This window comes from Citrobacter sp. C5_2 (assembly GCF_014596845.2).
GTDB lineage: Bacteria > Pseudomonadota > Gammaproteobacteria > Enterobacterales > Enterobacteriaceae > Citrobacter > Citrobacter werkmanii.
The window spans coordinates 3,413,296-3,437,986 of sequence record NZ_CP115032.1; the positions used below are offsets into that span (position 1 = coordinate 3,413,296).

At 51.2% G+C, this 24,691-nt stretch carries 24 protein-coding genes and 5 tRNA genes; 10 read left to right on the forward strand and 19 right to left on the reverse strand.

The window, feature by feature from the left end; all coding sequences use genetic code 11:
- The first annotated feature begins 4 nt into the window (after positions 1-4).
- Positions 5-757, forward strand: coding sequence for a 2,3-diphosphoglycerate-dependent phosphoglycerate mutase (gpmA, locus tag ICA20_RS16700; protein WP_038638971.1), 753 nt, complete (start codon positions 5-7; stop codon positions 755-757).
- A 106-nt stretch (positions 758-863) separates the two neighbouring features.
- Here gpmA and aroG read toward each other — a convergent pair whose 3' ends face one another.
- Entirely contained in the window at positions 864-1,916 is a 1,053-nt protein-coding gene (gene aroG / locus ICA20_RS16705) for a 3-deoxy-7-phosphoheptulonate synthase AroG (RefSeq protein ID WP_038638968.1), read from the reverse strand.
- Positions 1,917-2,232: 316 nt separating this feature from the next.
- Between aroG and ICA20_RS16710 the strand changes: the two genes are divergently transcribed.
- Entirely contained in the window at positions 2,233-2,607 is a 375-nt protein-coding gene (locus tag ICA20_RS16710) for a YbgS-like family protein (protein ID WP_038638965.1), read from the forward strand.
- Positions 2,608-2,720: 113 nt separating this feature from the next.
- The gene (zitB, locus tag ICA20_RS16715; protein WP_038638962.1) at positions 2,721-3,662 is read left to right on the forward strand and encodes a CDF family zinc transporter ZitB; all 942 of its coding nucleotides are present in this window, start codon (positions 2,721-2,723) and stop codon (positions 3,660-3,662) included.
- Here zitB and pnuC read toward each other — a convergent pair.
- From pnuC to cydA, 18 genes are all read right to left on the reverse strand, one after another.
- On the reverse strand, positions 3,659-4,378 hold the full coding sequence (gene pnuC, locus ICA20_RS16720; protein ID WP_038638959.1) for a nicotinamide riboside transporter PnuC: 720 nt from the start codon (positions 4,376-4,378) through the stop codon (positions 3,659-3,661). The genes zitB and pnuC overlap by 4 nt on opposite strands.
- Before the next feature lie 26 nt (positions 4,379-4,404).
- Positions 4,405-5,448: a quinolinate synthase NadA gene (nadA, locus tag ICA20_RS16725; RefSeq protein WP_038638955.1), complete on the reverse strand. Its 1,044-nt coding sequence runs from the start codon at positions 5,446-5,448 to the stop codon at positions 4,405-4,407.
- A 276-nt stretch (positions 5,449-5,724) separates the two neighbouring features.
- Positions 5,725-5,800, reverse strand: a tRNA-Lys gene (locus ICA20_RS16730).
- A 132-nt stretch (positions 5,801-5,932) separates the two neighbouring features.
- Positions 5,933-6,008, reverse strand: a tRNA-Lys gene (locus tag ICA20_RS16735).
- 146 nt (positions 6,009-6,154) lie between these two features.
- Positions 6,155-6,230: transfer RNA gene (locus tag ICA20_RS16740), tRNA-Lys, on the reverse strand.
- Positions 6,231-6,233: 3 nt separating this feature from the next.
- Positions 6,234-6,309, reverse strand: a tRNA-Val gene (locus tag ICA20_RS16745).
- Positions 6,310-6,446: 137 nt separating this feature from the next.
- Positions 6,447-6,522: transfer RNA gene (locus tag ICA20_RS16750), tRNA-Lys, on the reverse strand.
- A gap of 165 nt (positions 6,523-6,687) precedes the next feature.
- Positions 6,688-7,476 carry a cell division protein CpoB gene (gene cpoB, locus ICA20_RS16755; RefSeq protein ID WP_038638952.1) on the reverse strand — a complete coding sequence of 263 codons (789 nt, stop codon included), beginning with the start codon at positions 7,474-7,476 and terminating at the stop codon, positions 6,688-6,690.
- Positions 7,477-7,485: 9 nt separating this feature from the next.
- Positions 7,486-8,004, reverse strand: coding sequence for a peptidoglycan-associated lipoprotein Pal (gene pal, locus ICA20_RS16760; protein WP_006685431.1), 519 nt, complete (start codon positions 8,002-8,004; stop codon positions 7,486-7,488).
- Between the two features lie 34 nt (positions 8,005-8,038).
- Positions 8,039-9,331: a Tol-Pal system beta propeller repeat protein TolB gene (gene tolB, locus ICA20_RS16765; protein ID WP_038638949.1), complete on the reverse strand. Its 1,293-nt coding sequence runs from the start codon at positions 9,329-9,331 to the stop codon at positions 8,039-8,041.
- A gap of 128 nt (positions 9,332-9,459) precedes the next feature.
- Positions 9,460-10,716 carry a cell envelope integrity protein TolA gene (tolA, locus tag ICA20_RS16770; RefSeq protein ID WP_038638946.1) on the reverse strand — a complete coding sequence of 419 codons (1,257 nt, stop codon included), beginning with the start codon at positions 10,714-10,716 and terminating at the stop codon, positions 9,460-9,462.
- Between the two features lie 64 nt (positions 10,717-10,780).
- Positions 10,781-11,209: a colicin uptake protein TolR gene (tolR, locus tag ICA20_RS16775; RefSeq protein ID WP_003022978.1), complete on the reverse strand. Its 429-nt coding sequence runs from the start codon at positions 11,207-11,209 to the stop codon at positions 10,781-10,783.
- Positions 11,210-11,212: 3 nt separating this feature from the next.
- Positions 11,213-11,905, reverse strand: a complete 693-nt coding sequence (gene tolQ / locus ICA20_RS16780; RefSeq protein ID WP_003022976.1) for a Tol-Pal system protein TolQ — start codon at positions 11,903-11,905, stop codon at positions 11,213-11,215.
- Complete coding sequence (ybgC, locus tag ICA20_RS16785) at positions 11,902-12,306, reverse strand: tol-pal system-associated acyl-CoA thioesterase (protein ID WP_003831439.1); 405 nt, start codon at positions 12,304-12,306, stop codon at positions 11,902-11,904. The genes tolQ and ybgC overlap by 4 nt, the downstream gene beginning before the upstream one ends.
- Before the next feature lie 275 nt (positions 12,307-12,581).
- Positions 12,582-12,872 carry a cyd operon protein YbgE gene (gene ybgE / locus ICA20_RS16790; protein ID WP_160956255.1) on the reverse strand — a complete coding sequence of 97 codons (291 nt, stop codon included), beginning with the start codon at positions 12,870-12,872 and terminating at the stop codon, positions 12,582-12,584.
- Positions 12,873-12,874: 2 nt separating this feature from the next.
- Positions 12,875-12,988 carry a cytochrome bd-I oxidase subunit CydX gene (gene cydX / locus ICA20_RS16795; RefSeq protein WP_061381940.1) on the reverse strand — a complete coding sequence of 38 codons (114 nt, stop codon included), beginning with the start codon at positions 12,986-12,988 and terminating at the stop codon, positions 12,875-12,877.
- Between the two features lie 14 nt (positions 12,989-13,002).
- Positions 13,003-14,142, reverse strand: coding sequence for a cytochrome d ubiquinol oxidase subunit II (gene cydB, locus ICA20_RS16800; RefSeq protein ID WP_038638939.1), 1,140 nt, complete (start codon positions 14,140-14,142; stop codon positions 13,003-13,005).
- Positions 14,143-14,157: 15 nt separating this feature from the next.
- Positions 14,158-15,726, reverse strand: coding sequence for a cytochrome ubiquinol oxidase subunit I (gene cydA / locus ICA20_RS16805; RefSeq protein ID WP_038638936.1), 1,569 nt, complete (start codon positions 15,724-15,726; stop codon positions 14,158-14,160).
- A gap of 1,219 nt (positions 15,727-16,945) precedes the next feature.
- Between cydA and glmS the strand changes: the two genes are divergently transcribed.
- The 7 genes from glmS to ICA20_RS16840 all read left to right on the forward strand — a co-directional run bounded on the left by glmS (position 16,946) and on the right by ICA20_RS16840 (position 24,652).
- A complete protein-coding gene (gene glmS, locus ICA20_RS16810; RefSeq protein ID WP_038638933.1) occupies positions 16,946-17,395 on the forward strand; it encodes a methylaspartate mutase subunit S in 450 nt (149 codons plus the stop codon).
- Positions 17,395-18,789 (forward strand): methylaspartate mutase accessory protein GlmL, encoded by a 1,395-nt coding sequence (gene glmL, locus ICA20_RS16815; protein WP_038638930.1) that lies wholly within the window; start codon positions 17,395-17,397, stop codon positions 18,787-18,789. The genes glmS and glmL overlap by 1 nt, the downstream gene beginning before the upstream one ends.
- Before the next feature lie 12 nt (positions 18,790-18,801).
- Positions 18,802-20,247 (forward strand): methylaspartate mutase subunit E, encoded by a 1,446-nt coding sequence (locus ICA20_RS16820; protein WP_038638927.1) that lies wholly within the window; start codon positions 18,802-18,804, stop codon positions 20,245-20,247.
- Positions 20,247-21,488, forward strand: coding sequence for a methylaspartate ammonia-lyase (locus ICA20_RS16825; RefSeq protein WP_038638925.1), 1,242 nt, complete (start codon positions 20,247-20,249; stop codon positions 21,486-21,488). Before ICA20_RS16820 ends, ICA20_RS16825 begins: the two co-directional genes overlap by 1 nt.
- A 3-nt stretch (positions 21,489-21,491) precedes the next feature.
- Positions 21,492-22,862, forward strand: a complete 1,371-nt coding sequence (locus ICA20_RS16830; protein WP_038638923.1) for an acyclic terpene utilization AtuA family protein — start codon at positions 21,492-21,494, stop codon at positions 22,860-22,862.
- Positions 22,859-23,176: a DUF4387 domain-containing protein gene (locus ICA20_RS16835; RefSeq protein WP_006685446.1), complete on the forward strand. Its 318-nt coding sequence runs from the start codon at positions 22,859-22,861 to the stop codon at positions 23,174-23,176. Before ICA20_RS16830 ends, ICA20_RS16835 begins: the two co-directional genes overlap by 4 nt.
- A gap of 168 nt (positions 23,177-23,344) precedes the next feature.
- Positions 23,345-24,652 (forward strand): dicarboxylate/amino acid:cation symporter, encoded by a 1,308-nt coding sequence (locus tag ICA20_RS16840; RefSeq protein WP_038638921.1) that lies wholly within the window; start codon positions 23,345-23,347, stop codon positions 24,650-24,652.
- Positions 24,653-24,691 lie beyond the last annotated feature (39 nt).

The following is a 24,691-nucleotide window of genomic DNA, read 5'->3' on the forward strand; positions in this document are numbered from 1 at the left end:
GTGTATGGCTGTAACTAAGCTGGTTCTGGTACGACACGGTGAAAGTCAGTGGAACAACGAAAACCGTTTTACCGGTTGGTATGACGTTGATCTGTCAGAGAAAGGCGTAGGTGAAGCAAAAGCGGCCGGTAAGCTGCTGAAAGAGGAAGGCTATAGCTTTGATTTTGCCTATACCTCTGTGCTGAAACGTGCCATCCATACCCTATGGAACGTCCTGGACGAACTGGATCAGGCCTGGCTGCCAGTTGAGAAATCCTGGAAACTGAACGAGCGTCATTACGGCGCGCTACAGGGTCTGAACAAAGCAGAAACCGCTGAAAAATACGGTGACGAGCAGGTTAAGCAATGGCGTCGCGGCTTTGCGGTCACCCCGCCGGAACTGACCAAAGATGACGAGCGTTATCCGGGTCACGACCCGCGTTATGCCAAACTGACTGACAAAGAACTGCCGCTCACCGAAAGCCTGGCGCTGACCATCGATCGCGTGATTCCTTACTGGAACGAAACCATTCTGCCGCGTATGAAAAGCGGTGAGCGCGTAATTATCGCTGCTCACGGTAACTCCCTGCGCGCGCTGGTGAAGTACCTGGATAACATGAGCGAAGATGAAATCCTCGAACTGAACATCCCGACCGGCGTACCGCTGGTGTATGAGTTTGACGAAAACTTTAAGCCGATTAAACACTACTATCTGGGTAACGCTGACGAGATCGCGGCAAAAGCCGCAGCCGTTGCTAACCAGGGTAAAGCGAAGTAATTTTTTCGCTCCCAATAAAAAAAGCGTGGGATGCTCCACGCTTTTTTTATTGCCGGATGGCGGCGTTGCCTTATCCGGCCTACCGAGGCTAACCCGGATGAGTTTTTTACCCGCGGCGCGCTTTTACCGCTTCCGCCAACTGGCGTAACACCGCATCGGTATCTTCCCAGCCAATGCAGGCATCGGTGATGCTCTTGCCGTAGGTCAGGGGTTCACCGCTATCCGGGTTCTGATTACCTTCAACCAGATGGCTTTCAATCATCACGCCAATAATTGCTTTCTCGCCACCGGCAACCTGCCCGCAAACGTCTTTCGCAACATCCATCTGTTTTTTGAACTGCTTGCTGGAGTTGGCATGGCTAAAGTCGATCATCACCTGCGGAGAAAGCCCCGCTTTGACCAAACCTTCTTTCACGTCGGCAACGTGCTGAGCGCTGTAGTTCGGCTCTTTGCCGCCGCGCAGAATGATATGGCAATCGCCATTACCGCTGGTATTCACAATCGCCGAATGGCCCCATTTGGTTACAGACAGGAAGCAATGCGGCGCCCCGGCAGCATTGATTGCATCAATGGCGACTTTGATGGTGCCATCAGTACCATTTTTAAAACCAACCGGGCAGGACAAACCTGACGCCAATTCACGGTGTACCTGAGATTCTGTGGTACGTGCGCCAATTGCGCCCCAGCTCATAAGATCGGCAAGATATTGTGGGGTAATCATATCCAGGAACTCGCCTGCGGCCGGCAAACCACTGTCGTTGATATCCAGCAGCAGTTTACGGGCAATGCGCAGACCGTCGTTGATCTGGAAGCTGTTATCCATGTGCGGATCGTTGATAAGTCCTTTCCAGCCTACGGTAGTACGCGGTTTTTCAAAATAGACGCGCATGACGATTTCAAGTTCGCCTTTTAACTCTTCACGTAGCGCCAGCAAGCGAGCGGCATACTCTTTAGCCGCTGCCGGATCATGAATAGAACACGGCCCAATCACCACCAGCAGACGATCGTCACTGCCTTTGAGAATTTTATGAATCGCCTTACGGGCATGCGCCACCGTATTGGCGGCATTTTCAGTAGCGGGGAATTTTTCCAGCAGTGCGACCGGGGGTAATAATTCGTTGATCTCTTTAATGCGTAAATCGTCGTTCTGATAATTCATGATTATTCCAGCGTTGCCATACTTATATAAATGAATGCAATCCCTCCAATCTATATCTTCAGTCATAAAGTGTAAACGGGGTTTTACACTTTGGACGGATTAATCCTGGAATAGGCCCAAAAAACGCAATAAAGTAGCGAAAAAAGAGATCCAGACTACAATTTATAACTGTAACAGCTTAAATTCTCATAAATTTCAAGATTCTATGCTGGTTTTAATTTGCATAGCAAAACTATTAACCATGTCCTGCTGATGTACTGGCACATGCACTGTTGGAAGACGTTATCCGACATCTCAATCATAACAGGAGCATAATATGCATATGACAAAGCTGACTTCACTCTTTTTGACGGCCACACTCAGCCTCGCCAGCGGCGCGGCGCTCGCAGCTGACACCAACACGCAGTCGAATAACGGCCAGGCAAATTCCGCGGCAGATGCCGGTCAAGTCGCGCCAGACGCGCGCGAAAACGTTGCGCCAAATAATGTCGATAACAACAACGTGAATTCGGGTGGCACAATGCTGCATCCGGACGGTTCATCAATGAACCATGAAGGAATGACCAAAGACGAGGTGCATAAAAACACCATGTGTAAGGACGGACGCTGCCCGGATGTGAATAAAAAAGTTGAGACCGGAAACGGCATCAATAATGATGCCGACACCAAAACTGACGGTACTACCCAGTAACGCTGAAAATAAAGCTAATAACGGGAGAGCAATAGCTCTCCTTTTTAATTTTATCATCCCAAAAACGGTATCATGACATACAGTAAAGGTGAGAATAACAAAGGGATGGCATAATGGTGCACTCACATACTCATACTTCCCCTGAGCAACCTAAGGACAATAATGCCCGCAGATTGCTTTTCGCATTCTGCATTACAGCCGGATTTATGCTGGTTGAAGTGGTGGGTGGAATTATTTCAGGCTCGCTGGCGTTACTGGCTGATGCCGGACATATGCTCACAGATGCCGCCGCGCTTCTATTTGCCCTGCTGGCGGTCCAGTTCTCCAGACGCCCGCCCACTATACGGCACACTTTCGGCTGGTTGAGACTCACAACATTAGCCGCGTTTGTTAACGCCATCGCATTGGTTGTGATCACCATTTTAATCGTCTGGGAGGCCATTGATCGCTTCCATACGCCACGTCCCGTAGCGGGCGGCATGATGATGATCATTGCTGTCGCGGGTTTACTGGCGAACGTGCTCGCTTTTTGGGTTTTACATCGCGGCAGTGAAGAGAAAAACCTTAACGTCCGCGCCGCAGCGCTACATGTAATGGGCGATTTACTCGGCTCGGTTGGAGCAATCATCGCTGCGCTGATTATTATCTGGACGGGCTGGACGCCAGCGGACCCAATTCTCTCGATTCTGGTTTCCGTGCTGGTACTGCGTAGCGCCTGGCGGTTATTGAAAGATAGCGTCAATGAATTACTGGAAGGCGCTCCGCTTACATTGGATATTGCCGCCTTGCAGCGCCATCTCAGCCGGGATATCCCCGAAGTTCGCAATGTGCATCATGTACACGTCTGGATGGTAGGTGAAAAACCGGTCATGACGCTGCATGTGCAGGTGGTCCCGCCGCACGATCACGACGCGCTGCTGGAGCGTATTCAACATTTCCTGATTCATCACTACCAGATTGAACACGCCACGATCCAGATGGAATATCAGCCGTGTAATGGGCCGGACTGCCACCTGTATCAGGGCGTGTCCGGCCATGCACATCATCACCATTAATGGGACAGCGCGTGGGAACCCCGCTCACGCGCGCTGTTAATCCACAACCTGCTTCCGTTCAGGGCGATAACCGTCAGGATCATATATTCCAGTGACATGGCATATACGCCTTGCAGGGCAAAGATCACTACGCTAATGACGTTAATGATCACCCACAACAGCCAGTTTTCAACGTATTTGCGCGTCATCAGGATCATCGCCACAATCGACAACACCATCATGCAGGAATCCCAGAACGGGAATGCATCGGGTTGCAACTCTGGAGCCGCTACCTGTAATCCCAGCCCCTGCATAATGTTCACGGCAATACGCGTCAAAAAGGCAAACACCGGATCGATATAGACCGACATCAGGCCAATCGCCACCACGCAAGCAGCCAGCCAACCGATCGCTTTCGGTAACGGCAACCAGCGTATTTTCAACTCTGCCTCATGCTGGTTGGTTTGCCGGGACCAGGCATACCAGCCGTAGATATTCGCGGCAAAAAAGAAAACCTGCAGCAACAGGCTGGCATAGAGCTGGATCTGAAAGAAGATAATCGCAAACAGCGTGACGTTTATCAGTCCGAAGACGTAATTACTGATTTTCTCAAGGCTCGCCAGGCCAATACACAATAACCCGGCGATCGTCCCCACGGCTTCGATCCACGACAGATCGTAACCGCCCGCACCGATCGGAATATGTACCAGAATGTTCTGCGTGCTAAAAAAGTCCATCTTTTCCCCCAGAGCAAATAAATTACTTAAGCCCGAAGTGTAGCCGCAAATTCCAACATGCGGTTTAACGGCAGCAATGCACCTTCTCGCAGCGCTGCATCTACACGTATCTCGTGAGCAGTCCCCCCTTGCTCCAGACCCTCAGCAATCGCCTTGAGGCCGTTCATCGCCATCCACGGACAATGCGCGCAACTGCGACAGGTTGCCCCTTCGCCAGCCGTTGGCGCTTCAAGCAACTCTTTATCGGGAACAGCTTGCTGCATTTTGTAAAAAATACCCCGGTCTGTCGCCAGTATCAGTTGCTGGTGCGGTAACGATTTTGCTGCGTTGATTAACTGGCTGGTTGACCCGACCGCATCGGCCATATCAACGATGGACTGAGGGGACTCCGGATGCACCAGCACGGCGGCATTGGGGTAAAGCGCTTTCATGCGTGTTAAAGCCTGAGTTTTAAACTCGTCGTGGACGATACACGCCCCCTGCCAACAAAGAACGTCTGCACCGGTCTGTTTTTGCACGTAGTTGCCCAGATGTCTGTCCGGGGCCCAGATGATTTTTTCACCCAAACTATCAAGGTGCTCAATAAGTTCAACCGCAATACTGGAGGTCACGACCCAGTCGGCACGTGCTTTAACTGCTGCTGAGGTATTGGCGTAAACCACTACGGTGCGATCCGGATGCGCGTCGCAAAACGCGCTGAACGCATCAATCGGACAACCCAGATCTAATGAACATTCTGCCTGCAGGGTTGGCATCAGGATGGTCTTTTCCGGGCTGAGAATTTTGGCGGTTTCTCCCATAAATCTCACGCCCGCAACCAAGAGCGTAGAAGCGGGATGTTTTGAGCCGAACCGCGCCATCTCCAGAGAATCAGAAATACAGCCGCCGGTCTCTTCGGCCAACTGTTGGATTTCAGGATCGGTGTAATAGTGCGCGACCATAACGGCATCACGCTCTTTCAGCAGGCGCTTGATTTTTTCACGGTAAAATTGTTTTTCGTCCGCACTCAGCGGTGCTGGCTTCGGCGGAAATGGATAAATTGCAGCTTCAGGATCAAACATCACGCTCATCTTGCTTTCTCGTTTTACTGGCTTAACGAAATAACCGATTAAAAGCGTGACACACGCCATATTCGGTTTAGTTTGTTTTATATGCTAAACAAGATAGCGGATTAGTGCAGAAAAGTCACAATAATTGCGTGTGATGAGTACCGGATGGTGACTGGCGTCTTATCCGGCCTACATTTGGTACCCGTAAGCCTGATAAGCGAAGCGCATCAGGCAAGCAGGTTCGAATCTTTCATATTGCAGATAGCAAAAAGGCGCCTTTAGGGCGCCTTTTTACACTGGTGGGGCGTGCAGGATTCGAACCTGCGACCAATTGATTAAAAGTCAACTGCTCTACCAACTGAGCTAACGCCCCCTTATGGGGTTTACTTCTTTATACTTTCAGGATGGTGGGTCGTGCAGGATGACTCGGCTTCGCCTCGCCCTACGGGCCGTCGCTTACGCAACGTTATCCTTCACGGCTTACTATCGCTTTCACCAGAAACATTGGTGGGTCGTGCAGGATTCGAACCTGCGACCAATTGATTAAAAGTCAACTGCTCTACCAACTGAGCTAACGACCCGCTCGGATGTCACCTGAAAAAATTTTACTCGGAACCACCAGGAATTGGTGGGGCGTGCAGGATGACTCGACTTCGTCTCGCCCTGGCGGGCCGTTGCTAAAGCAACGTTATCCTTCACGTTTAACATCTGAGTACGATGTTAAAGTTGGTGGGGCGTGCAGGATTCGAACCTGCGACCAATTGATTAAAAGTCAACTGCTCTACCAACTGAGCTAACGCCCCGAGTGGTGGGTGATGACGGGATCGAACCGCCGACCCCCTCCTTGTAAGGGAGGTGCTCTCCCAGCTGAGCTAATCACCCGATACTACGCTGGATACTACTTACTAACTGAGCTAGTGGTGGGTCGTGCAGGATGACTCGACTTCGTCTCGCCCTACGGGCCGTTGCTTACGCAACGTTATCCTTCACGTTTTACTATCGCGTTCCACCAGAACGATTGGTGGGTCGTGCAGGATTCGAACCTGCGACCAATTGATTAAAAGTCAACTGCTCTACCAACTGAGCTAACGACCCACTTTTTTCGCCGCTTTCAGGCTGTTTGATATCCCTTGGCAACGGCGGCATATATTACTGATTTCAGATTTTAGCGCAACAAAAATTTCGAGGTAAATAACTCAACTGCTTAGGAATCACACGACGCGACCAGAAATAACACGATTTCTGGTCGCATGGTGGTCATTACATCGCGTTAAGGCGTTTTTGCGCTTGTTTCGCGCCATCAGTGCCAGGATATTTGGTGATAACCTGCTGATAAACCGCTTTAGCTTTTGCTGTGTCGCCTTTGTCCTGCATGATGACGCCGACTTTATACATCGCGTCTGCAGCCTTAGGTGATTTTGGGAAGTTTTTAACTACCGAAGCGAAATAGAACGCGGCATCATCTTTTTTACCCTTGTTGTAATTCAACTGACCCAGCCAATAATTGGCATTTGGCAGGTAAGTAGAGTCCGGGTACTTTTTGATGAAGTTCTGAAATGCTTCAATCGCGTCATCCTGACGGGATTTATCCTGTACCAGGGCGATTGCTGCATTGTAATCGGTATTCGCATCGCCAGTTTGTGCCGGAGCCCCTGACGTTGCCGCAGCCCCCGCATCAGGCGCAGGGGTCGCCGCCCCGCTCTGATCCCCACCCGCAGACTGCGCCGCAGGCGCGCTACCGCTGCCAAGATTATTCATCTGCAGCAATATCTGTTTCTGACGTTCAACAACCTGATTCAGTTGATACTGATTTTCCTGAATTTGACCACGCAGAGAGTCAATATCGGACTGATTATCGGAGAGTTGTTGCTGGAGTTGGGTTAAAAGCTGACTGTGAGCGTTAGAAATACGCTCGAGTTGAGTGACACGGTCTTCGACCGAGCCTGAGCCGACACTACTGATTGGCGCCTGTGCAAAAGCGGCCCAGGGGGCCGCTATGCCAACCAGTAACGACAGACTCAACAGATGATGTCTGAAGTTACTGCTCATGCAATTCTCTTAGTAAACCAGTACGGCACGACGGTTTTTGGAGTAAGCCGCTTCGTCATGACCCAGTACTGCAGGTTTTTCTTTACCGTAAGAAACGATGGAGATCTGGTCAGCAGAAACGCCTTTACCCTGCAGGTACATCTTAACGGCGTTTGCACGACGCTCACCCAGGGAAATGTTGTACTCAGGAGTACCACGTTCGTCTGCATGACCTTCTACGGTGACTTTGTAAGACGGGTTGCTACGCAGGAAGTTAGCGTGCGCATCCAGCATTGCAGCGAAGTCAGAACGGATATCGTACTTGTCCAGATCGAAGTAAACGATGTTGTTCTGCTGCAGCTGCTGCATCTGAAGACGCGCTTGCTCTTCAGAAGACATGTTGCCGCTGCCGTTTGCATCCATACCAGTGCCGGCACCCAGCATGCCTTCGCTGCCGTCATTGCTGGCGTTCTTGTTAGAAGAACATGCCGCAATAGCCATAACAGGCAGAGCAATCATCAGCCCTTTCAGCACTTTGTTCAGTTGCATTTCAATGATTCCTTTATTAATCAATTATTTATTATCACAGATACGGCGACCAGGCAGGGAATTTAACCTGACCATCAGTTGCCGGAAGACGCGCTTTGAAACGCCCATCTGTAGAAACCAAATTCAGCACGGATCCCATCCCCTGAGAAGAGCTGTAGATTACCATAGTGCCGTTAGGTGCCAGACTTGGCGTTTCATCCAGGAACGTTGACGACAGAACTTGTACGCCACCCGCTACCAGATCTTGTTTGGCAATGTGTTGCTGACCGTTAGCCGAGCTTACCATTACCATAAATTTACCGTCGCTGCTCACATCCGCATCCTGGTTTTGCGAACCTTCCCAGGTAATACGCTGCGGAGCACCGCCGTTGACGTTAACTTTGTATACCTGCGGACGACCGGCCTGGTCAGAAGTAAAGGCCAGATTCTGGCTGTCCGGGAACCAGGTAGGTTCAGTGTTGTTGCTGCGACCATCCGTCACCTGACGGATTTGACCAGAACCAATGTCCATGACATACAGGTTCAGGCTACCGGTTTTAGACAGGGCAAACGCCAGTTTGCTGCCATCCGGAGAAAACGCAGGTGCGCCGTTGTGACGCGGGAAAGAAGCGACCTGACGAACAGCGCCGTTAGACAACGTCTGAATAACCAGCGCAGAACGACCGCTCTCGAAGGTTACGTAAGCCAGTTTTGAACCGTCCGGAGACCACGCCGGAGACATCAGCGGCTGCGGAGAACGGTGAACCACGAACTGATTGTAACCATCGTAGTCGGACACGCGTAATTCGTACGGGAACTGACCGCCGTTGGTCTGGACAACATACGCGATACGGGTACGGAATGCGCCCTTAATACCGGTCAGTTTTTCAAATACTTCGTCACTGGCAGTATGGCCCGCGTAACGCAGCCATTGCTTGTTCACTTTATAGGTGTTCTGCGCCAGTACGGTACCCGGCGCGCCGCCGGTATCTACCAGTTGATAAGCCACGCTGTAGGAGCCATCCGGATTCGGCGTTACCTGCCCGACCACGACGGCATCAATACCCAGCGCAGACCATGCAGCAGGTTGAACTTCCGCCGCGGTGCCCGGCTGCTGCGGCAGACGAGAACGGTCTAATGGGTTAAATTTACCGCTGTTACGCAGGTCAGCGCCTACGATACCACCGATATCTTCAGGTGCAGCACCCGGCCCTGCCCACTGGAATGGGACAACGCCAATCGGGCGTGCCGAGTCCACCCCCTGGGTGATCTCGATACGTACTTCTGCATGCAGCACTGCTGCCCACAGCATCAGAAAACCAAATGCTACTCGTAATGCCTGCTTCATCATATCTCCCTTATCTGGACGGAACGCCCACGATAATTTAGCAGAATGTTAACAAACTCAAATACACAAAACTACCAGAACTCTGTCTCAACCTTAGACTGTTTCCCCCGATTTCTCAGGGGTTGTTATTACAGTTTAAAGTCCAGTTTGGCATCTTTTACTTTTTCATAAACAGCCTGGCTAGGCGGTTTAGGAATTCTGGCTGTTTTCGCAGCCGTCAGCGCAGCCTGGCACAATGCCGGATCGCCGCCCTCTTCGGTCACATCCAGTAACAGACCATCAGGTGCTAACTTGATATGTAGTACGCAAGATTTGCCCGCATACAAATCAGCACCATACAGACGGCTCTGGATCGCATTACGAATTTGAGAGGCGTAAGCACTGATATCAGCGCCAGATGCGCCGCCATTTGCACCACTTGTACCACTATCTTTCGCCGGCTGACCGTTTCCTTTCGCTCCACCACCTGATTTCGGCGCATTCTTACCAGAGCTTAAGTCACCCAACAGGTCGTCAACGCCCGAGGCCGCAGCGGCCTTCTCAGCAGCCGCTTTTTTCGCTGCAGCGGCTTTATCTGCCGCAGCTTTCTTGTCAGCAGCAGCTTTGTCAGCGGCAGCTTTCTTGTCTGCAGCGGCTTTTTCCGCAGCGGCTTTCTTTTCAGCCGCCGCTTTTTCAGCAGCAGCTGCTTTTGCGGCAGCGGCTTTTTCTGCTTTTTCGGCGGCAGCTTTTTCTGCTGCAGCTTGCTTAGCGGCTTCAGCCTGGGCTTTCTTCGCGGCGTCTGCGGCAGCCTTAGCGGCTTGTGCTTCGGCAACTTTCTTCGCATCAGCGGCGGCTTTAGCGGCTTCAGCCTCAGCTTTTTTCTGTGCGTCCGCAGCGGCTTTCTTCGCGGCATCTGCCGCTTGTTTCGCCTGTGCATCCGCCTTGGCCTTCGCGTCTGCAGCAGCCTTCGCCGCAGCTTCTTCAGCCTGTTTCTGCTGCTCTTGCGCTTTCGCGGCGGCAGCTTCAGCCTGTTTCTGCTGTTCCGCTTGTTCGCGCACTTTTTCCTGCGCGGCTAAACGTTCTTTTTCCAGCTGCTTCAGGCGCTCTTGCTCAGCGGCCTGTTTCTCGCGAAGTTCTTCAGCCTGTTGCTGCGCCTGTTTTTCACGCTGCTCTTCTGCACGTTTCGCACTTGCCTGCTGTTGCTGCTGCCTGTCGTACTGTTGCACAACGGCGCCAGGATCAACCATAACGGCGTCGATGGACGAACCGCCACCGCCGCCGGCTGAAGCATCAATGTGCTCATCGAACGAACTCCAGATAAGCGCTGCAAATAAAATGACATGCAGCACCGCTGAAATAATTATCGCCCTTTTGAGCTTGTCGTTTTGTTCGGTTGCCTTTGACACTCTCGGTTCCCAAAAAACTGTTCGCCTGTTACGCGCTATCTTTCAAGCCAGCAATACGCAGACATCAGATTGGCTGCGTCATCAAGCCAACCGATTTCACGCCTGCACTGTGTAACAAGTTCAGCGCTTTAATTATTTCATCATAAGGCACGTCTTTCGCACCACCGATTAAAAAGACCGTTTTCGGATTGGTCTGCAGGCGGCTTTTCGCTTCCGCAATAACCTGCTCCGGCGGCAGTTGATCCATACGATCTTTTTCAACCACCACGCTGTATTGCCCAATACCGGAAACTTCAATAATGACCGGAGGTTCGTCGTTACTGCTGACGGCTTGCGATTCGGTCGCATCCGGCAGATCGACTTCCACACTCTGGGTAATGATCGGCGCGGTTGCCATAAAGATCAGCAGCAGCACCAGCAGTACGTCGAGCAGCGGTACAATATTGATTTCGGACTTAAGTTCGCGACGACCTCGTCCACGCGTTCTGGCCATGGCTTACCCCTTGTTGCTCTCGCTAACGGTAAACGCCTGGCGGTGCAGAATCGCGGTAAACTCTTCCATAAAGTTGTCGTAATTCAGTTCCAGCTTGTTCACGCGCTGATTCAGTCGGTTGTAAGCCATAACCGCCGGGATTGCCGCAAACAGACCGATAGCCGTCGCAATCAACGCTTCCGCGATACCCGGTGCGACCATTTGCAGCGTTGCCTGTTTTACCGCGCCCAGCGCGATAAACGCGTGCATGATCCCCCAAACGGTACCGAACAGACCGATATACGGACTGATGGAGCCGACGGTGCCGAGGAATGGAATATGCGTTTCCAGCGTTTCCAGTTCACGGTTCATAGAGATTCGCATCGCACGGGATGCCCCCTCAACGACCGCTTCCGGCGCATGGCTATTTGCCCTGTGCAAACGCGCAAATTCTTTGAATCCGCTATAAAAAATTTGTTCCGATCCCGCCAAATTATCACGACGCCCCTGACTTTCCTGATACAGGCGTGACAACTCAATACCAGACCAGAACTTGTCTTCAAATGCTTCTGCTTCACGTGAAGCGGCATTCAGAATACGGGTCCGCTGGATAATAATGGCCCAGGATGCGATTGAGAAACCAATCAAAATCAACATGATAAGTTTAACCAGAAGGCTTGCCTTCAGGAACAAATCAAGGATATTCATGTCAGTCACTGCTTAAACTCCGCGACAATAGACTTGGGAAGCGCACGAGGCTTCATTTTGAGTGGATCAACGCAAACAATCAGAACTTCGGCTTCATTCAGCACGGTGTTCTCTGCGTTGACAATGCGTTGCGTGAAAACCAATGAGGTGCCACGCATTGACGTAATTTCGGTTTGGACTTCGAGCATATCGTCGAGCCGCGCAGGCGCAAAATACTCAAGAGTCATCTTGCGCACCACAAAGGCTACGCGCTCTGCCAGCAGCACCTGCTGACTGAAGTGATGATGACGCAGCATCTCTGTGCGTGCTCTTTCATAAAAAGCGACGTAGCTGGCGTGGTAAACCACCCCACCGGCATCAGTGTCTTCATAGTAGACACGAACCGGCCATCGAAACATATACTTATTCATTCTTACTGCCTCTTTGTTGGCTTCGTCCACTCACACCCGTTGCTTACCCTGGTAAGCGCCTGGTGACTCGCGTTTTTGCCGCCGCGATGCATCAAGAATGTCGTTGTATATCGCGCTGTCTTCACTGTACATCCCGGTAATGCAACAAAAGGTTAGTGCTTTCAAACTTCGCTACTATACGCGCGGGAATGGTGCTTTGGAATGGGGGAAAGTAAACGGAGAGTAAAAAATTATGGGCTTATGCAAGCCCATAAATATTTAAGGATGTTTCTTATTCAAAAGAAGAAGAAAATCAGACCAACAACGAGGACGATATCCGCGATCAGCGGGCAGAAGATGCCCTGCCAGTGCACCGCGCGAGGACGAAAGCCAACGCCGTGAATGATGCCAGCGCAGACAGCCCACATCAGCAGAAAACCATGCCAGATTTCAAGCTCACTGGTTTTGGCCGCGAAACGTGACGGGTCCCAGAATATGCAGCCAGCCAACACGATTGCCAGCACAAAGGAAAGCGCCCGCAAGGGGCGCTTGTCCATTACCGCATAAACCATCGCGATAAGGTTGATCATCAGCTTTCTTCTTGTCCGGCTTTGCCTGATTCAACGTGCTCAAGCGCCAGGGCTGTGATTATCCCAAATGCACAGGCAAGAAGCGTTCCCAGAATCCATGCGAAATACCACATATTTAGCTCCTTACTTAGTACAGAGAATGGGTGTTACGTTCAATATCTTCTTTGGTGATGCGACCAAACATTTTCCAGTAACACCAGGTGGTGTAGATGAGAATGATCGGTACAAACACCAGTGCCACATAAGTCATCACGTTCAGCGTCAGCTGACTGGAAGTCGCATCCCACATGGTCAGACTCGCGTTCATCATGGTGCTGGATGGCATCACAAACGGGAACATTGCGATACCGGCAGTCAGGATGATGCAGGCTAACGTCAGTGAGGAGAAGACGAACGCCCATGCCCCTTTCTCCATACGAGAAGTCAGGATGGTCAACAGCGGCAGAACCACGCCCAGTGCAGGAACCAGCCACAGAATAGGTGCATTATTAAAGTTCACCATCCATGCGCCAGCAACACGCGCCACTTCTTTGGTCAGCGGGTTAGAGGCGGCATGATGATCCACTGCAGAGGTCACAACATAACCGTCAATACCGTAAATCACCCACACGCCGGCCAGCGCGAAGCAGACCAGAGTCACCAGCGCCGCTACCTGCGCGGTGGTACGCGTACGCAGGTGCAGTTCACCAACCGTACGCATCTGCAGGTAGGTCGCGCCCTGGGTGATGATCATTCCAACGCTCACGATACCTGCCAGCAGACCAAACGGATTCAGCAACTGGAAGAAGTTACCGGTGTAGTACAGACGCAGGTACTCATCGATATGGAACGGTACGCCCTGCAACAGGTTACCGAACGCCACGCCAATGACCAACGGCGGAACAAAGCTACCAATGAAAATGCCCCAGTCCCACATGTTACGCCAACGAGTGTCTTCAATCTTGGAACGGTAATCAAAACCGACCGGACGGAAGAATAAAGACGCCAGTACCAGAACCATCGCCACATAGAAACCAGAGAACGCAGCGGCATACACCATCGGCCAGGCAGCGAACAGAGCGCCACCCGCGGTGATGAGCCAAACCTGGTTACCGTCCCAGTGCGGGGCGATGGAGTTAATCATAATTCGACGCTCGGTATCATTACGACCGAGGAAACGGGTGAGCATGCCCACCCCCATGTCGAAGCCATCAGTGACCGCAAAACCAATCAGCAGAATGCCGACCAACAGCCACCAGACAAAACGCAATACTTCATAATCGATCATTTGACGACTCCTGTCTTAGCGTGCCGGCTGAGAAGTCACATTGGACTGCTCAAAGTGATAGCGACCGGTTTTCAGGCTGCTCGGGCCGAGGCGTGCAAACTTGAACATTAAGAACAATTCTGCCACCAGGAACAGGGTATACAGGCCACAAATCAGGATCATGGAGAACAGCAGATCGCCTACTGTCAACGATGAGTTTGCCACCGCCGTTGGTAATACTTCGCCGATTGCCCATGGTTGTCGGCCATATTCGGCGACGAACCAACCTGCTTCTACAGCAATCCACGGCAGTGGAATACCGTACAGCGCGGCACGCAGCAGCCATTTTTTCTCACCGATACGGTTACGAATGACGCTCCAGAAGGAAAGCGCAATAATGGCCAGCAGCAAGAAGCCACACGCCACCATGATACGGAAAGCGAAATACAGCGGCGCAACGCGAGGGATAGAATCTTTCGTTGCCTGTTGAATTTGCGCTTCGGTTGCGTCGGTGACGTTGTCCGTATAGCGTTTCAGCAGCAGACCATAACCCAAATCTTTCTTCATGCTGTTGAACTGGTCACGAACAGCCTGATCGGTCGACCCCGCACGCAATTCTTCCAGCAGCTGATACGCCTTCATCCCGTTACGGATACGCTCTTCATGCTGCGCCATCAGGTCTTTCAGACCAATGACCGGTGTATCAACAGAACGGGTGGCAATGATGCCCAGCGCATAAGGAATTTGAATCGCAAATTTGTTTTCTTGTTTATCTTGGTCGGGAATACCGAACAAGGTAAACGCAGCAGGAGCAGGTTGAGTTTCCCACTCAGCTTCAATAGCGGCGAGTTTAGTTTTCTGTACGTCGCCCATTTCGTAACCGGATTCATCACCCAGCACGATAACAGACAGCACAGCCGCCATACCAAAGCTGGCAGCAATCGCGAAGGAGCGTTTTGCGAACGCAAAGTCACGGCCTTTCAGCATGTAATAAGCACTGATGCCAAGAATGAACATCGCGCCAGTGACATACCCTGATGCCACCGTGTGAACAAATTTCACCTGGGCAACCGGGTTGAGCACCAGTTCGGAGAAGCTCAGCATCTCCATACGCATGGTTTCGAAGTTGAAATCCGCGGCGATTGGGTTTTGCATCCAGCCGTTCGCTACCAGAATCCACAATGCGGACAGGTTAGAACCCAGTGCCACCAGCCAGGTGACGCACATATGCTGGACTTTACCCAAACGGTCCCAACCGAAGAAGAACAGACCTACAAAGGTGGATTCGAGGAAGAAGGCCATCAAACCTTCGATAGCCAGCGGCGCACCGAAAATATCCCCTACATAGTGGGAATAGTAAGACCAGTTAGTCCCGAACTGGAACTCCATGGTCAGACCGGTAGCCACACCCAGAGCGAAGTTGATACCAAACAACTTGCCCCAGAACTTGGTCATATCTTTATAAATCTGTTTGCCGGAAAGGACGTAGACCGTTTCCATAATGGCCAGCAAGAACGCCATACCGAGCGTCAGTGGCACAAACAGGAAGTGGTACATCGCGGTCAAGGCAAACTGTAAGCGCGACAGTTCGACTATATCTAACATCATGACTCCTTGCTCATCGCATGAAGACTCCGAGAGTGAACCCCGTTAGAAAGGGTCACACGCATGCCCCAATACAAATTTATCTGCTTCCTTCCGCCGCCGTTCATTCTTCTCATTTGAAGAAAAGACAATGATGAAAGGTTACAAACATGTTAATAAAACACTCAAATTGATCCCGCAATTATATTACGCCGTAAAATCCTTACAATAAACAGGTTTTTATCGAGACAAATTTGCATTTTTCGATAGTGATCAATTTATAGCTAATTTACCACTTTCAGACCAATTTGATCTGCAGCAATTTAACCTCTTTTGACGATGTTTTCCAAGTTTTAAACTTTGATTTAAATCAATTTTCAAATTTGTTGTTAATGGTGTTTAACACTACGATGACTAGTGAACACCATGTTAACAACATGTTTTTCAATGAGTATTTGTCGTTACTATAAATGATAGGATATTTATTTAAATCTACACGGTCTTTTAACCGACCAGGCAAATAAAATTGCCAGCAGATAAAGAGTCACTATTGCTGGGTAGCTCACAGTTTTTTGTTTAGCAAGGCGTGGAATAGTTATTTAATACAAATTATTCATTTTATTTTTACTTATAATTAACACCGTGATGTAACTATCTCAACTGGAAGCGGAAACGCTCCCCATTGGCCAACGCATTGCATTGAGCGTTCTGGCGCAGAAAGTCCGCCTGTCACTTTTGTCATCACCATAAGTTATCGTTCACGTCGCGTCTTTGCTTCTATGGCAAAGATTAAATATGCCACAAACAATTCATTATCATTTTTATCCTAAATTTAACAAAGGAATAATTGTGACATATAAGATTAATAAATAAAAAACCGTTAGGTTGTTCACAAGTTATTTAGTGAAGGGAATTTTTGAAATTATTAAAATTGTTACCTGAATGACGCGCCCAACAAAATAAGATTTTGATCACAAACATGGCAAGTTATTTATTACTCGATTTTCTAAAAAATTAAAACCAGAACAAAAAACACATAGTAACCACATGATTAAAAACACATTTTTATGGTAATAAATATAACAATCATTTTTGTCAGGATATTTTGAAAATAGATCAATTGCTTCCTTTTTCTCTTCCACAGAAACTCCAACCCTATTAAAAGGTTGTCACAATCCAAGCTCTGAATATTAGAAAAGTATTTTCACTTATTGACCATCAGCCCTACAGAGGATTACCCATGAAAAAATCTACACTTGTTATTGGCGTTATCGGTGCTGACTGCCATGCAGTAGGCAATAAAGTTCTGGATCGCGTTTTTACTGCGCATGATTTTCACGTAATCAACCTCGGGGTGATGGTGAGTCAGGATGAATATATCGATGCCGCGATCGAAACAGGCGCCGATGCCATCGTGGTGTCCTCTATTTACGGACATGGTGACATCGACTGCCTCGGGTTACGTGAACGCTGCATCGAACGCGGACTCGGTGACATTCTGCTCTACGTCGGCGGCAACCTGGTTGTAGGCAAACATGACTTCGCCGATGTGGAAGTGAAGTTTAAAGAGATGGGATTTAACCGCGTCTTCGCCCCCAGCCACGATCTGGAAGATGTCTGCGCGCTTATCGCCAATGATATTCACCAACACAATGGCCTCGAACAGCGTTGCCTGGAAGAGGCTATCTGATGCAAACAGTTTCTGTCGATATCGGCTCGACCTGGACCAAGGCAGCCCTCTTCGCCCATGAAGGCGAGGAGTTAACCCTGGTAAACCATGTCCTGACCCCAACCACCACACATCATCTGGCAGACGGTTTTTTTGCCAGCCTGAATCAGGTGCTGAATGTTGCCGATGCTCGCCCGTTACTGAAAAGTGGTGAAGTGCAGTTGAAATACTCCTCCTCGGCTAAAGGTGGGCTCGCCGTTGCAGCGATGGGGCTGGTGCCTTCCATTACGCTGGAATCGGCAAAAGTTACCGCCCATTCGGCAGGAGCGAAAATCGCGCAATATTATTCGTACAAGCTGAACCGTCATGACATACAGGAGCTGGAATCATCACCACCGGACATCCTGTTATTTACCGGCGGTACAGACGGTGGAGAAGAAAGCTATGGTCTGGCGAATGCGCGTGCATTGGCAGACTCGAAGCTGGACTGCGCCATTATCTACGCAGGAAACCGAGACATTCAGGATGAAATACAAACGATTCTCGGACACAAGGATCTGACCACGGTAGACAACATTCTGCCCGATCTCGATCACCCGAATCCGTTTGCCGCACGCCAGGCGATTTGTGATGTGTTTTTGTCGCGCATTGTGAAAGGCAAAGGTCTGGATGTCATTGTCGGTGAAACAGGCGAAGAGCCAATGCCGACGCCATGGACGGTATATGAGTTAGTCAAAGCCATTAGCGATTACGACAGCGCATGGAAGGAATTCATGCTGATTGATATGGGCGGAGCCACCACGGATGTCTATTCGGCCAGCGCGAATACCCTCTCCCCCGATACCGTCCTGCATGGCGTTCCAGAACCTTTCGTCAAACGTACCGTTGAAGGCGACCTGGGAATGCGCGTTTCCGCCGTCGTGGTGGGAGAAAGCACACAGGAAATGGTGAAAGTCATCTTCGCCCAACAGCCGCAGCGCGAGGAAGCGTTTTACCGCTACCTGCGTCATTTGGTTGGGCAGCCGGATTACCTGCCACTCAGCGAGGAGGAGAAATATTTCGACACTCTGCTGGCAGGTTTATGCGTGGGCTATGCCGCTGAGCGCCACGCGGGCACTAAAAAGCAGGTTTGCACCTGCGTGGGTAACGTGGATTTACAGATGGGTCGCGATCTCACCACCGTACGCAAAGTCGTCGGTTCAGGTGGATGGCTCTCTCGCGCCAGCCAGTTCGATATCCATAACTGGCTCAAATACCGGGAGCTGGACGACCAGGGTAAAAGAATTCTGTTACCGAACCAGTTTGAGTATTACCGCGATTCAAATGGCCTGCTCCCTCTACTGGCAAATGTCGCCAGGCTGTACCCGCAAGCCGCTGCTCGCACCAGCATTCAGTGTTTAACCCTACAAAACTAAAGGCAGCTACGAATGGAACTTCGAAATAAAAAATTGACCCATGACGAATTCATGACCGAAAGGCATCAGGTGTTGCAAACCTGGGAAACCGGTAAAGACGTTGAGAACTTCGAAGATGGCGTGAAGTACCAGCAATCAATTCCGGATAAAAAGCGCTTCTCCCTTGCCCTGCTGAAGGCCGATCAGGAAGGTAGAACCCTGAGCCAACCGCGCGCAGGCGTGGCGTTAATGGACGAGCATATTGCGCTGCTCAAAACGTTGCAGGAAGAGTGCGACCTCCTGCCAAGTACTATTGATGCCTACACCCGTCTGAACCGCTATGAAGAAGCCGCTGTCGGGATCCAGAAATCCATCGAAGCAGGGACTTCCAAGCTGAATGGTTTACCGGTCGTCAATCACGGGGTTGCTGCCTGCCGCCGTATGACTGAGTCGCTGGAAAAACCGATCCAGGTTCGCCACGGTACGCCGGACGCGCGCCTGCTGGCAGAAATCGCCATGGCCAGTGGCTTTACCAGCTACGAAGGCGGCGGTATCTCTTACAACATCCCTTATGCCAAACGCGTCACCCTGGAAAAATCCATCCGCGACTGGCAGTACTGCGATCGTCTGATGGGTCTGTATGAAGAGAACGGTATTCGCATCAACCGCGAACCGTTTGGTCCGCTGACCGGCACCCTGATCCCACCATTTATGTCCCACTCAGTTGCGATTATTGAAGGTCTGCTGGCGCTGGAACAGGGCGTGAAGTCAATCACCGTCGGCTACGGTCAGGTCGGTAGCCTGACGCAGGATATTGCCGCTATTCAGGCGCTGCGTGAGCTGTCCCACGAATACTTCCATAACCACGGCTTCGACGATTACGAGCTGAGCACCGTTTTCCACCAGTGGATGGGCGGGTTCCCGGAAGATGAAGCGAAAGCCTTCTCCGTTATCGCCTGGGGCGCAGCGGTTGCCGGTATGTCGGGCGCAACAAAAGTGATCACCAAAAGCCCGCACGAAGCGTTCGGTATCCCAACAGCGGCCGCTAACGCTCAGGGTCTTAAAGCATCACGCCAGATGCTCAACATGGTCAGCGACCAGAAATTCCCGCAGTGCGCAGCCGTGGAACAGGAAGTCGAGCTGATCAAGAGCGAAGTCCGCGCGGTGCTGAAAAAAGTCTTTGAACTCGGCAATGGCGATATTGCACGCGGTACGGTGCTGGCCTTTGAAGCAGGCGTGCTGGATGTGCCTTTCGCCCCTGCCGCCTGTAACGCCGGGAAGATTCTGCCGGTACGCGACAACACAGGCGCCATCCGTATTCTCGAAGCCGGCGCTGTTCCGCTACCGAAAGACATTCTCGCCCTGCACCACGACTACGTCGCAGAGCGCGCGCATTTCGAAGGCCGTAAACCTTCTTTCCAGATGGTCATTGATGACATCAACGCCGTATCCCACAGTAAATTAATAGGAAGACCATAATGAAAATTAAACAGGCCCTTTTCACCGCTGGCTACTCCTCATTTTATTTTGACGATCAGCAGGCCATCAAAAACGGTGCCGGTCATGACGGGTTTATCTATACCGGCTCCCCGGTAACGCCTGGCTTTACCTCTGTCCGCCAGGCGGGTGAATGCGTTTCTGTGCAGTTGGTTCTGGAAAACGGCGCAGTGGCGGTAGGCGATTGTGCTGCGGTGCAATATTCAGGCGCAGGCGGTCGCGACCCGCTGTTCCTGGCTGAAAACTTTATTCCTTTCCTCAACGATCATATCAAGCCGCTGCTGGAAGGCCGTGACGTGGATGCTTTCCTGCCAAACGCCCGCTTCTTTGATCAGTTGCGTATCGATGGCCATCTGCTGCATACCGCCGTCCGTTACGGTCTTTCTCAGGCACTGCTCGACGCGGCGGCGCTGGCGACCGGCCGTCTGAAAACTGAAGTGGTGTGCGACGAGTGGCAACTGCCATGCGTCCCGGAAGCCATTCCATTATTTGGTCAGAGTGGTGATGACCGTTATATCGCCGTCGACAAGATGATCCTTAAAGGCGTGGACGTTCTGCCGCACGCGTTGATCAACAACGTGGAAGAGAAGCTGGGCTTTAAAGGTGAAAAGCTGCGTGAGTATGTGCGCTGGTTGTCTAATCGCATCTTAACCCTGCGCACCAGCGAGCGTTATCACCCGACGCTGCACATTGATGTCTATGGCACTATCGGTCTGATCTTCGATATGGATCCGGTGCGCTGCGCTGAATACATCGCCAGCCTGGAAGCGGAAGCTCAGGGCCTGCCGCTCTACATTGAAGGTCCGGTGGATGCCGGTAACAAGCCGGATCAGATCCGCATGTTAACCGCCATTACCAAAGAGCTGACCCGTCTGGGTTCCGGCGTGAAAATCGTTGCGGATGAGTGGTGTAACACCTATCAGGACATTGTGGACTTCACCGATGCGGGCAGCTGCCACATGGTGCAGATCAAAACCCCGGATCTGGGCGGTATTCACAACATCGTTGACGCAGTGCTGTATTGCAACAAACACGCGATGGAAGCCTATCAGGGCGGTACCTGTAACGAAACGGAAATCAGTGCTCGCACCTGCGTACACGTCGCGCTGGCTGCGCGTCCTATGCGCATGCTGGTCAAACCAGGTATGGGTTTCGATGAAGGTCTCAACATCGTGTTTAACGAAATGAACCGCACCATCGCGCTGTTGCAAACTAAGGATTAAGAGATGGCACGCACATTTAAGATCTTATCGCCTACGGCTATCCTGGGTTATGGCTTCCCGGAAGAGAGTTTTCGTAAAGCCATGGAAGAGTCACCGGATCTTATTGCTGTTGACGCAGGTTCCTCCGATCCTGGCCCTCACTACCTGGGGGCGGGTAAACCTTTTACCGACAGGGCCGGAGTGAAACGCGATCTGCGCTATATGATCGTAGCAGGCGTTAAGAACAACATCCCGGTAGTGATTGGCACGGCCGGTGGTTCAGGCGCCGCTCCGCATCTGGAGTGGTGTCGCCAGATAATCCATGAGATTGCCCAGGAAGAAAAACTGTCCTTCTCCATGGCGCTCATCCCGTCTGATGTTGACAAAGAAATCGTTCATCAGGCGCTGGATAACGGCAAAATCACCGCGCTCGATTTTGTGCCTGAACTGACTCACGAGGCAATTGAAGACAGCACCTACATTGTCGCGCAGATGGGCGTCGAGCCATTCCAGCGCGCGCTGCAAGCCGGTGCGCAGGTGGTACTGGGCGGACGAGCCTACGATCCGGCCTGCTTCGCCGCGCTGCCGATTATGCAGGGCTTTGATGAAGGTCTGGCGCTTCATTGCGGTAAGATCCTTGAGTGTGCCGCCATTGCCGCCACCCCTGGCTCTGGCTCAGATTGTGCGATGGGGATCATTGACGACAACGGCTTTACGCTGAAAGCGTTCAATCCCAAGCGTAAGTTCACTGAAACTTCCGCGGCGGCGCACACCCTGTATGAGAAGTCCGATCCGTACTTCCTGCCGGGGCCAGGCGGCGTGCTGAACCTGAAAGCGTGCACTTTCACCCAGGTTAACGAGGGCGAAGTGTATGTCAGCGGTTCACGTCATGAAGAAACGCCGTATGCGTTGAAACTGGAAGGCGCACGTCAGGTTGGCTTCCGCTGCCTGACCATCGCCGGAACGCGCGACCCGATCATGATTGCCGGAATTGACACTATTCTCGAAGAGGTACAGGCCAGCGTTAAGCGTAACCTCTCGCTGAATGACGACAGTATCCGTATGACGTTCCACCTGTACGGTAAGAACGGTGTGATGGGCAACCATGAGCCGATGAAAACCGCCGGTCATGAACTGGGGATTTTGCTGGACGTCGTCGCGCCGACGCAGGATATCGCCAACAGCGTTTGCTCGCTGGTGCGCTCTACCCTGCTGCACTACGGTTATGAAAATCGCATTGCGACCGCGGGCAACCTCGCCTTCCCGTTCTCACCATCCGATATTCAGAGTGGACCGGTGTATGAGTTCTCGATCTATCACCTGATTGAAGCGAGCGATGCGCTGCGTTTTGATTTCCACATTGAACAGGTGACGCCAGAAGGAGTTCAGGCATGAAACACTCAATTTGTTCGCTGGCGCAAGTCATTCGTTCCAAAAATGCCGGGCCGTACGAACTGGTTTTAGATATTTTATTTAAAACCCGTGAAGATTATCAGCGAGTGAAGCGTTCAGAACAATTAACGCCACAACTTATTGCTGGTTTGTATAATGTCAAACCTGACTTTATTCATAATATTGTCTGGTTTGACCCAGCAAATGCCGTAAAAATTGTCATGCCGCGCGATATTATCTCCGGCAACATTGGTGACAATGATGTTTATGGTGCGCAGCAACACGCGCCATTATTAAGTATTGAGTTCGACCTGTAGTAAAAAACACAATAACAGCCATTGGAGCACAGAATTCAGCTGTATCACAGTGCTTCGAATTATTCATGCGGTTGGTCACAACAGGCGTGCGTCTGAACTGCTGTCCAGGTTCAGGCGCGCGCCGCCCTACACAATTCCAATTACCAACCTTTATCCGATGGAGTACACATGAAGAAAATAAGTTTAACGAAGATGATCATATTAGGTCTGATACTCGGCATGATTGCCGGGGTGGCCATAAATAATATGGTCGCGGCTGAAACGGCAAAATCTTATGCAGCAGATATTTCCATTTTTACCACCATATTCTTACGCATGGTGAAAATGATTATCGCGCCATTGGTTATTTCAACTCTGGTTGTGGGTATTGCCAAAATGGGCGATGCCAAAACGCTGGGACGTATATTTTCGAAAACCTTCTTCCTGTTTATTTGCGCCTCACTGCTGTCAATCGCGCTGGGCCTGGTTATCGTTAATATTTTCCAGCCAGGCGCTGGCATCAACTTTGTTCCGCATGACGCCGGGGCCGTTGCCGCCGTTAAATCTGAACCGTTCACGCTGAAAGTATTTATCTCGCACGCGGTACCAACCAGTATTGTTGATGCGATGGCACGTAACGAAATTCTGCAGATCGTCGTCTTCTCAATTTTCCTCGGTTGCAGCCTGGCTGCGATTGGTGAAAAAGCCGAGCCGATCGTGAAGGTTCTGGACTCACTGGTGCACGTAATGCTGAAGCTGACGGGCTACGTCATGCTGTTTGCGCCACTGACCGTGTTTGCCGCTATCTCGGGTCTGATTGCCGAACGTGGTCTGGGAGTAATGGTCAGCGCCGGGATCTTTATGGGTGAGTTCTACCTGACGCTGGGTATGCTGTGGGCGATCCTGATCGGTCTGTCCACCATGATCGTCGGGCCTTGCATCGCGCGCTTAACGAAATCAATCCTCGAACCAGCACTGTTGGCCTTCACCACCTCCAGCTCTGAAGCCGCCTTCCCAGGCACGCTGGACAAACTGGAAAAATTCGGCGTTTCCTCAAAAATCGCCAGTTTCGTTCTGCCTATCGGTTACTCCTTTAACCTGGTCGGCTCGATGGCGTACTGCTCCTTTGCCACCGTATTTATTGCTCAGGCGTGCAATATCGAACTAAGCATGGGCGAGCAAATCACCATGCTGTTGATCCTGATGCTGACCTCGAAAGGGATGGCGGGCGTACCGCGTGCATCAATGGTTGTTATCGCCGCTACCCTGAACCAGTTCAACATTCCGGAAGCTGGTCTGATCCTGCTAATGGGTGTGGATCCATTCCTCGATATGGGTCGTTCCGCTACCAACGTCATGAGTAACGCCATGGGTGCTGCCATTGTAGGTCGTTGGGAAGGTGAACACTTCGGCCAGGGCTGTCGCGGAACTGCGCCAGTGAAGACACCGGAACAAGAACGTCCGGCGACCGAACCGTCAGAAGTTGCGATGTCCTGATAGCACGCGATTGCCGGATGGCGCTCGCGCTTATCCGGC

What these genes read in the sequence shown, in the direction of transcription:
- gpmA (WP_038638971.1), top strand. Translation starts at nt 5, where the DNA reads ATGGCTGTAACTAAGCTGGTTCTGGTACGACACGGTGAAAGTCAGTGG.
- aroG (WP_038638968.1), bottom strand. Translation starts at nt 1,916, where the DNA reads ATGAATTATCAGAACGACGATTTACGCATTAAAGAGATCAACGAATTA.
- ICA20_RS16710 (WP_038638965.1), top strand. Translation starts at nt 2,233, where the DNA reads ATGCATATGACAAAGCTGACTTCACTCTTTTTGACGGCCACACTCAGC.
- zitB (WP_038638962.1), top strand. Translation starts at nt 2,721, where the DNA reads ATGGTGCACTCACATACTCATACTTCCCCTGAGCAACCTAAGGACAAT.
- pnuC (WP_038638959.1), bottom strand. Translation starts at nt 4,378, where the DNA reads ATGGACTTTTTTAGCACGCAGAACATTCTGGTACATATTCCGATCGGT.
- nadA (WP_038638955.1), bottom strand. Translation starts at nt 5,448, where the DNA reads ATGAGCGTGATGTTTGATCCTGAAGCTGCAATTTATCCATTTCCGCCG.
- cpoB (WP_038638952.1), bottom strand. Translation starts at nt 7,476, where the DNA reads ATGAGCAGTAACTTCAGACATCATCTGTTGAGTCTGTCGTTACTGGTT.
- pal (WP_006685431.1), bottom strand. Translation starts at nt 8,004, where the DNA reads ATGCAACTGAACAAAGTGCTGAAAGGGCTGATGATTGCTCTGCCTGTT.
- tolB (WP_038638949.1), bottom strand. Translation starts at nt 9,331, where the DNA reads ATGAAGCAGGCATTACGAGTAGCATTTGGTTTTCTGATGCTGTGGGCA.
- tolR (WP_003022978.1), bottom strand. Translation starts at nt 11,209, where the DNA reads ATGGCCAGAACGCGTGGACGAGGTCGTCGCGAACTTAAGTCCGAAATC.
- ybgC (WP_003831439.1), bottom strand. Translation starts at nt 12,306, where the DNA reads ATGAATAAGTATATGTTTCGATGGCCGGTTCGTGTCTACTATGAAGAC.
- cydX (WP_061381940.1), bottom strand. Translation starts at nt 12,988, where the DNA reads ATGTGGTATTTCGCATGGATTCTGGGAACGCTTCTTGCCTGTGCATTT.
- cydB (WP_038638939.1), bottom strand. Translation starts at nt 14,142, where the DNA reads ATGATCGATTATGAAGTATTGCGTTTTGTCTGGTGGCTGTTGGTCGGC.
- cydA (WP_038638936.1), bottom strand. Translation starts at nt 15,726, where the DNA reads ATGTTAGATATAGTCGAACTGTCGCGCTTACAGTTTGCCTTGACCGCG.
- glmS (WP_038638933.1), top strand. Translation starts at nt 16,946, where the DNA reads ATGAAAAAATCTACACTTGTTATTGGCGTTATCGGTGCTGACTGCCAT.
- glmL (WP_038638930.1), top strand. Translation starts at nt 17,395, where the DNA reads ATGCAAACAGTTTCTGTCGATATCGGCTCGACCTGGACCAAGGCAGCC.
- ICA20_RS16820 (WP_038638927.1), top strand. Translation starts at nt 18,802, where the DNA reads ATGGAACTTCGAAATAAAAAATTGACCCATGACGAATTCATGACCGAA.
- ICA20_RS16825 (WP_038638925.1), top strand. Translation starts at nt 20,247, where the DNA reads ATGAAAATTAAACAGGCCCTTTTCACCGCTGGCTACTCCTCATTTTAT.
- ICA20_RS16830 (WP_038638923.1), top strand. Translation starts at nt 21,492, where the DNA reads ATGGCACGCACATTTAAGATCTTATCGCCTACGGCTATCCTGGGTTAT.
- ICA20_RS16835 (WP_006685446.1), top strand. Translation starts at nt 22,859, where the DNA reads ATGAAACACTCAATTTGTTCGCTGGCGCAAGTCATTCGTTCCAAAAAT.
- ICA20_RS16840 (WP_038638921.1), top strand. Translation starts at nt 23,345, where the DNA reads ATGAAGAAAATAAGTTTAACGAAGATGATCATATTAGGTCTGATACTC.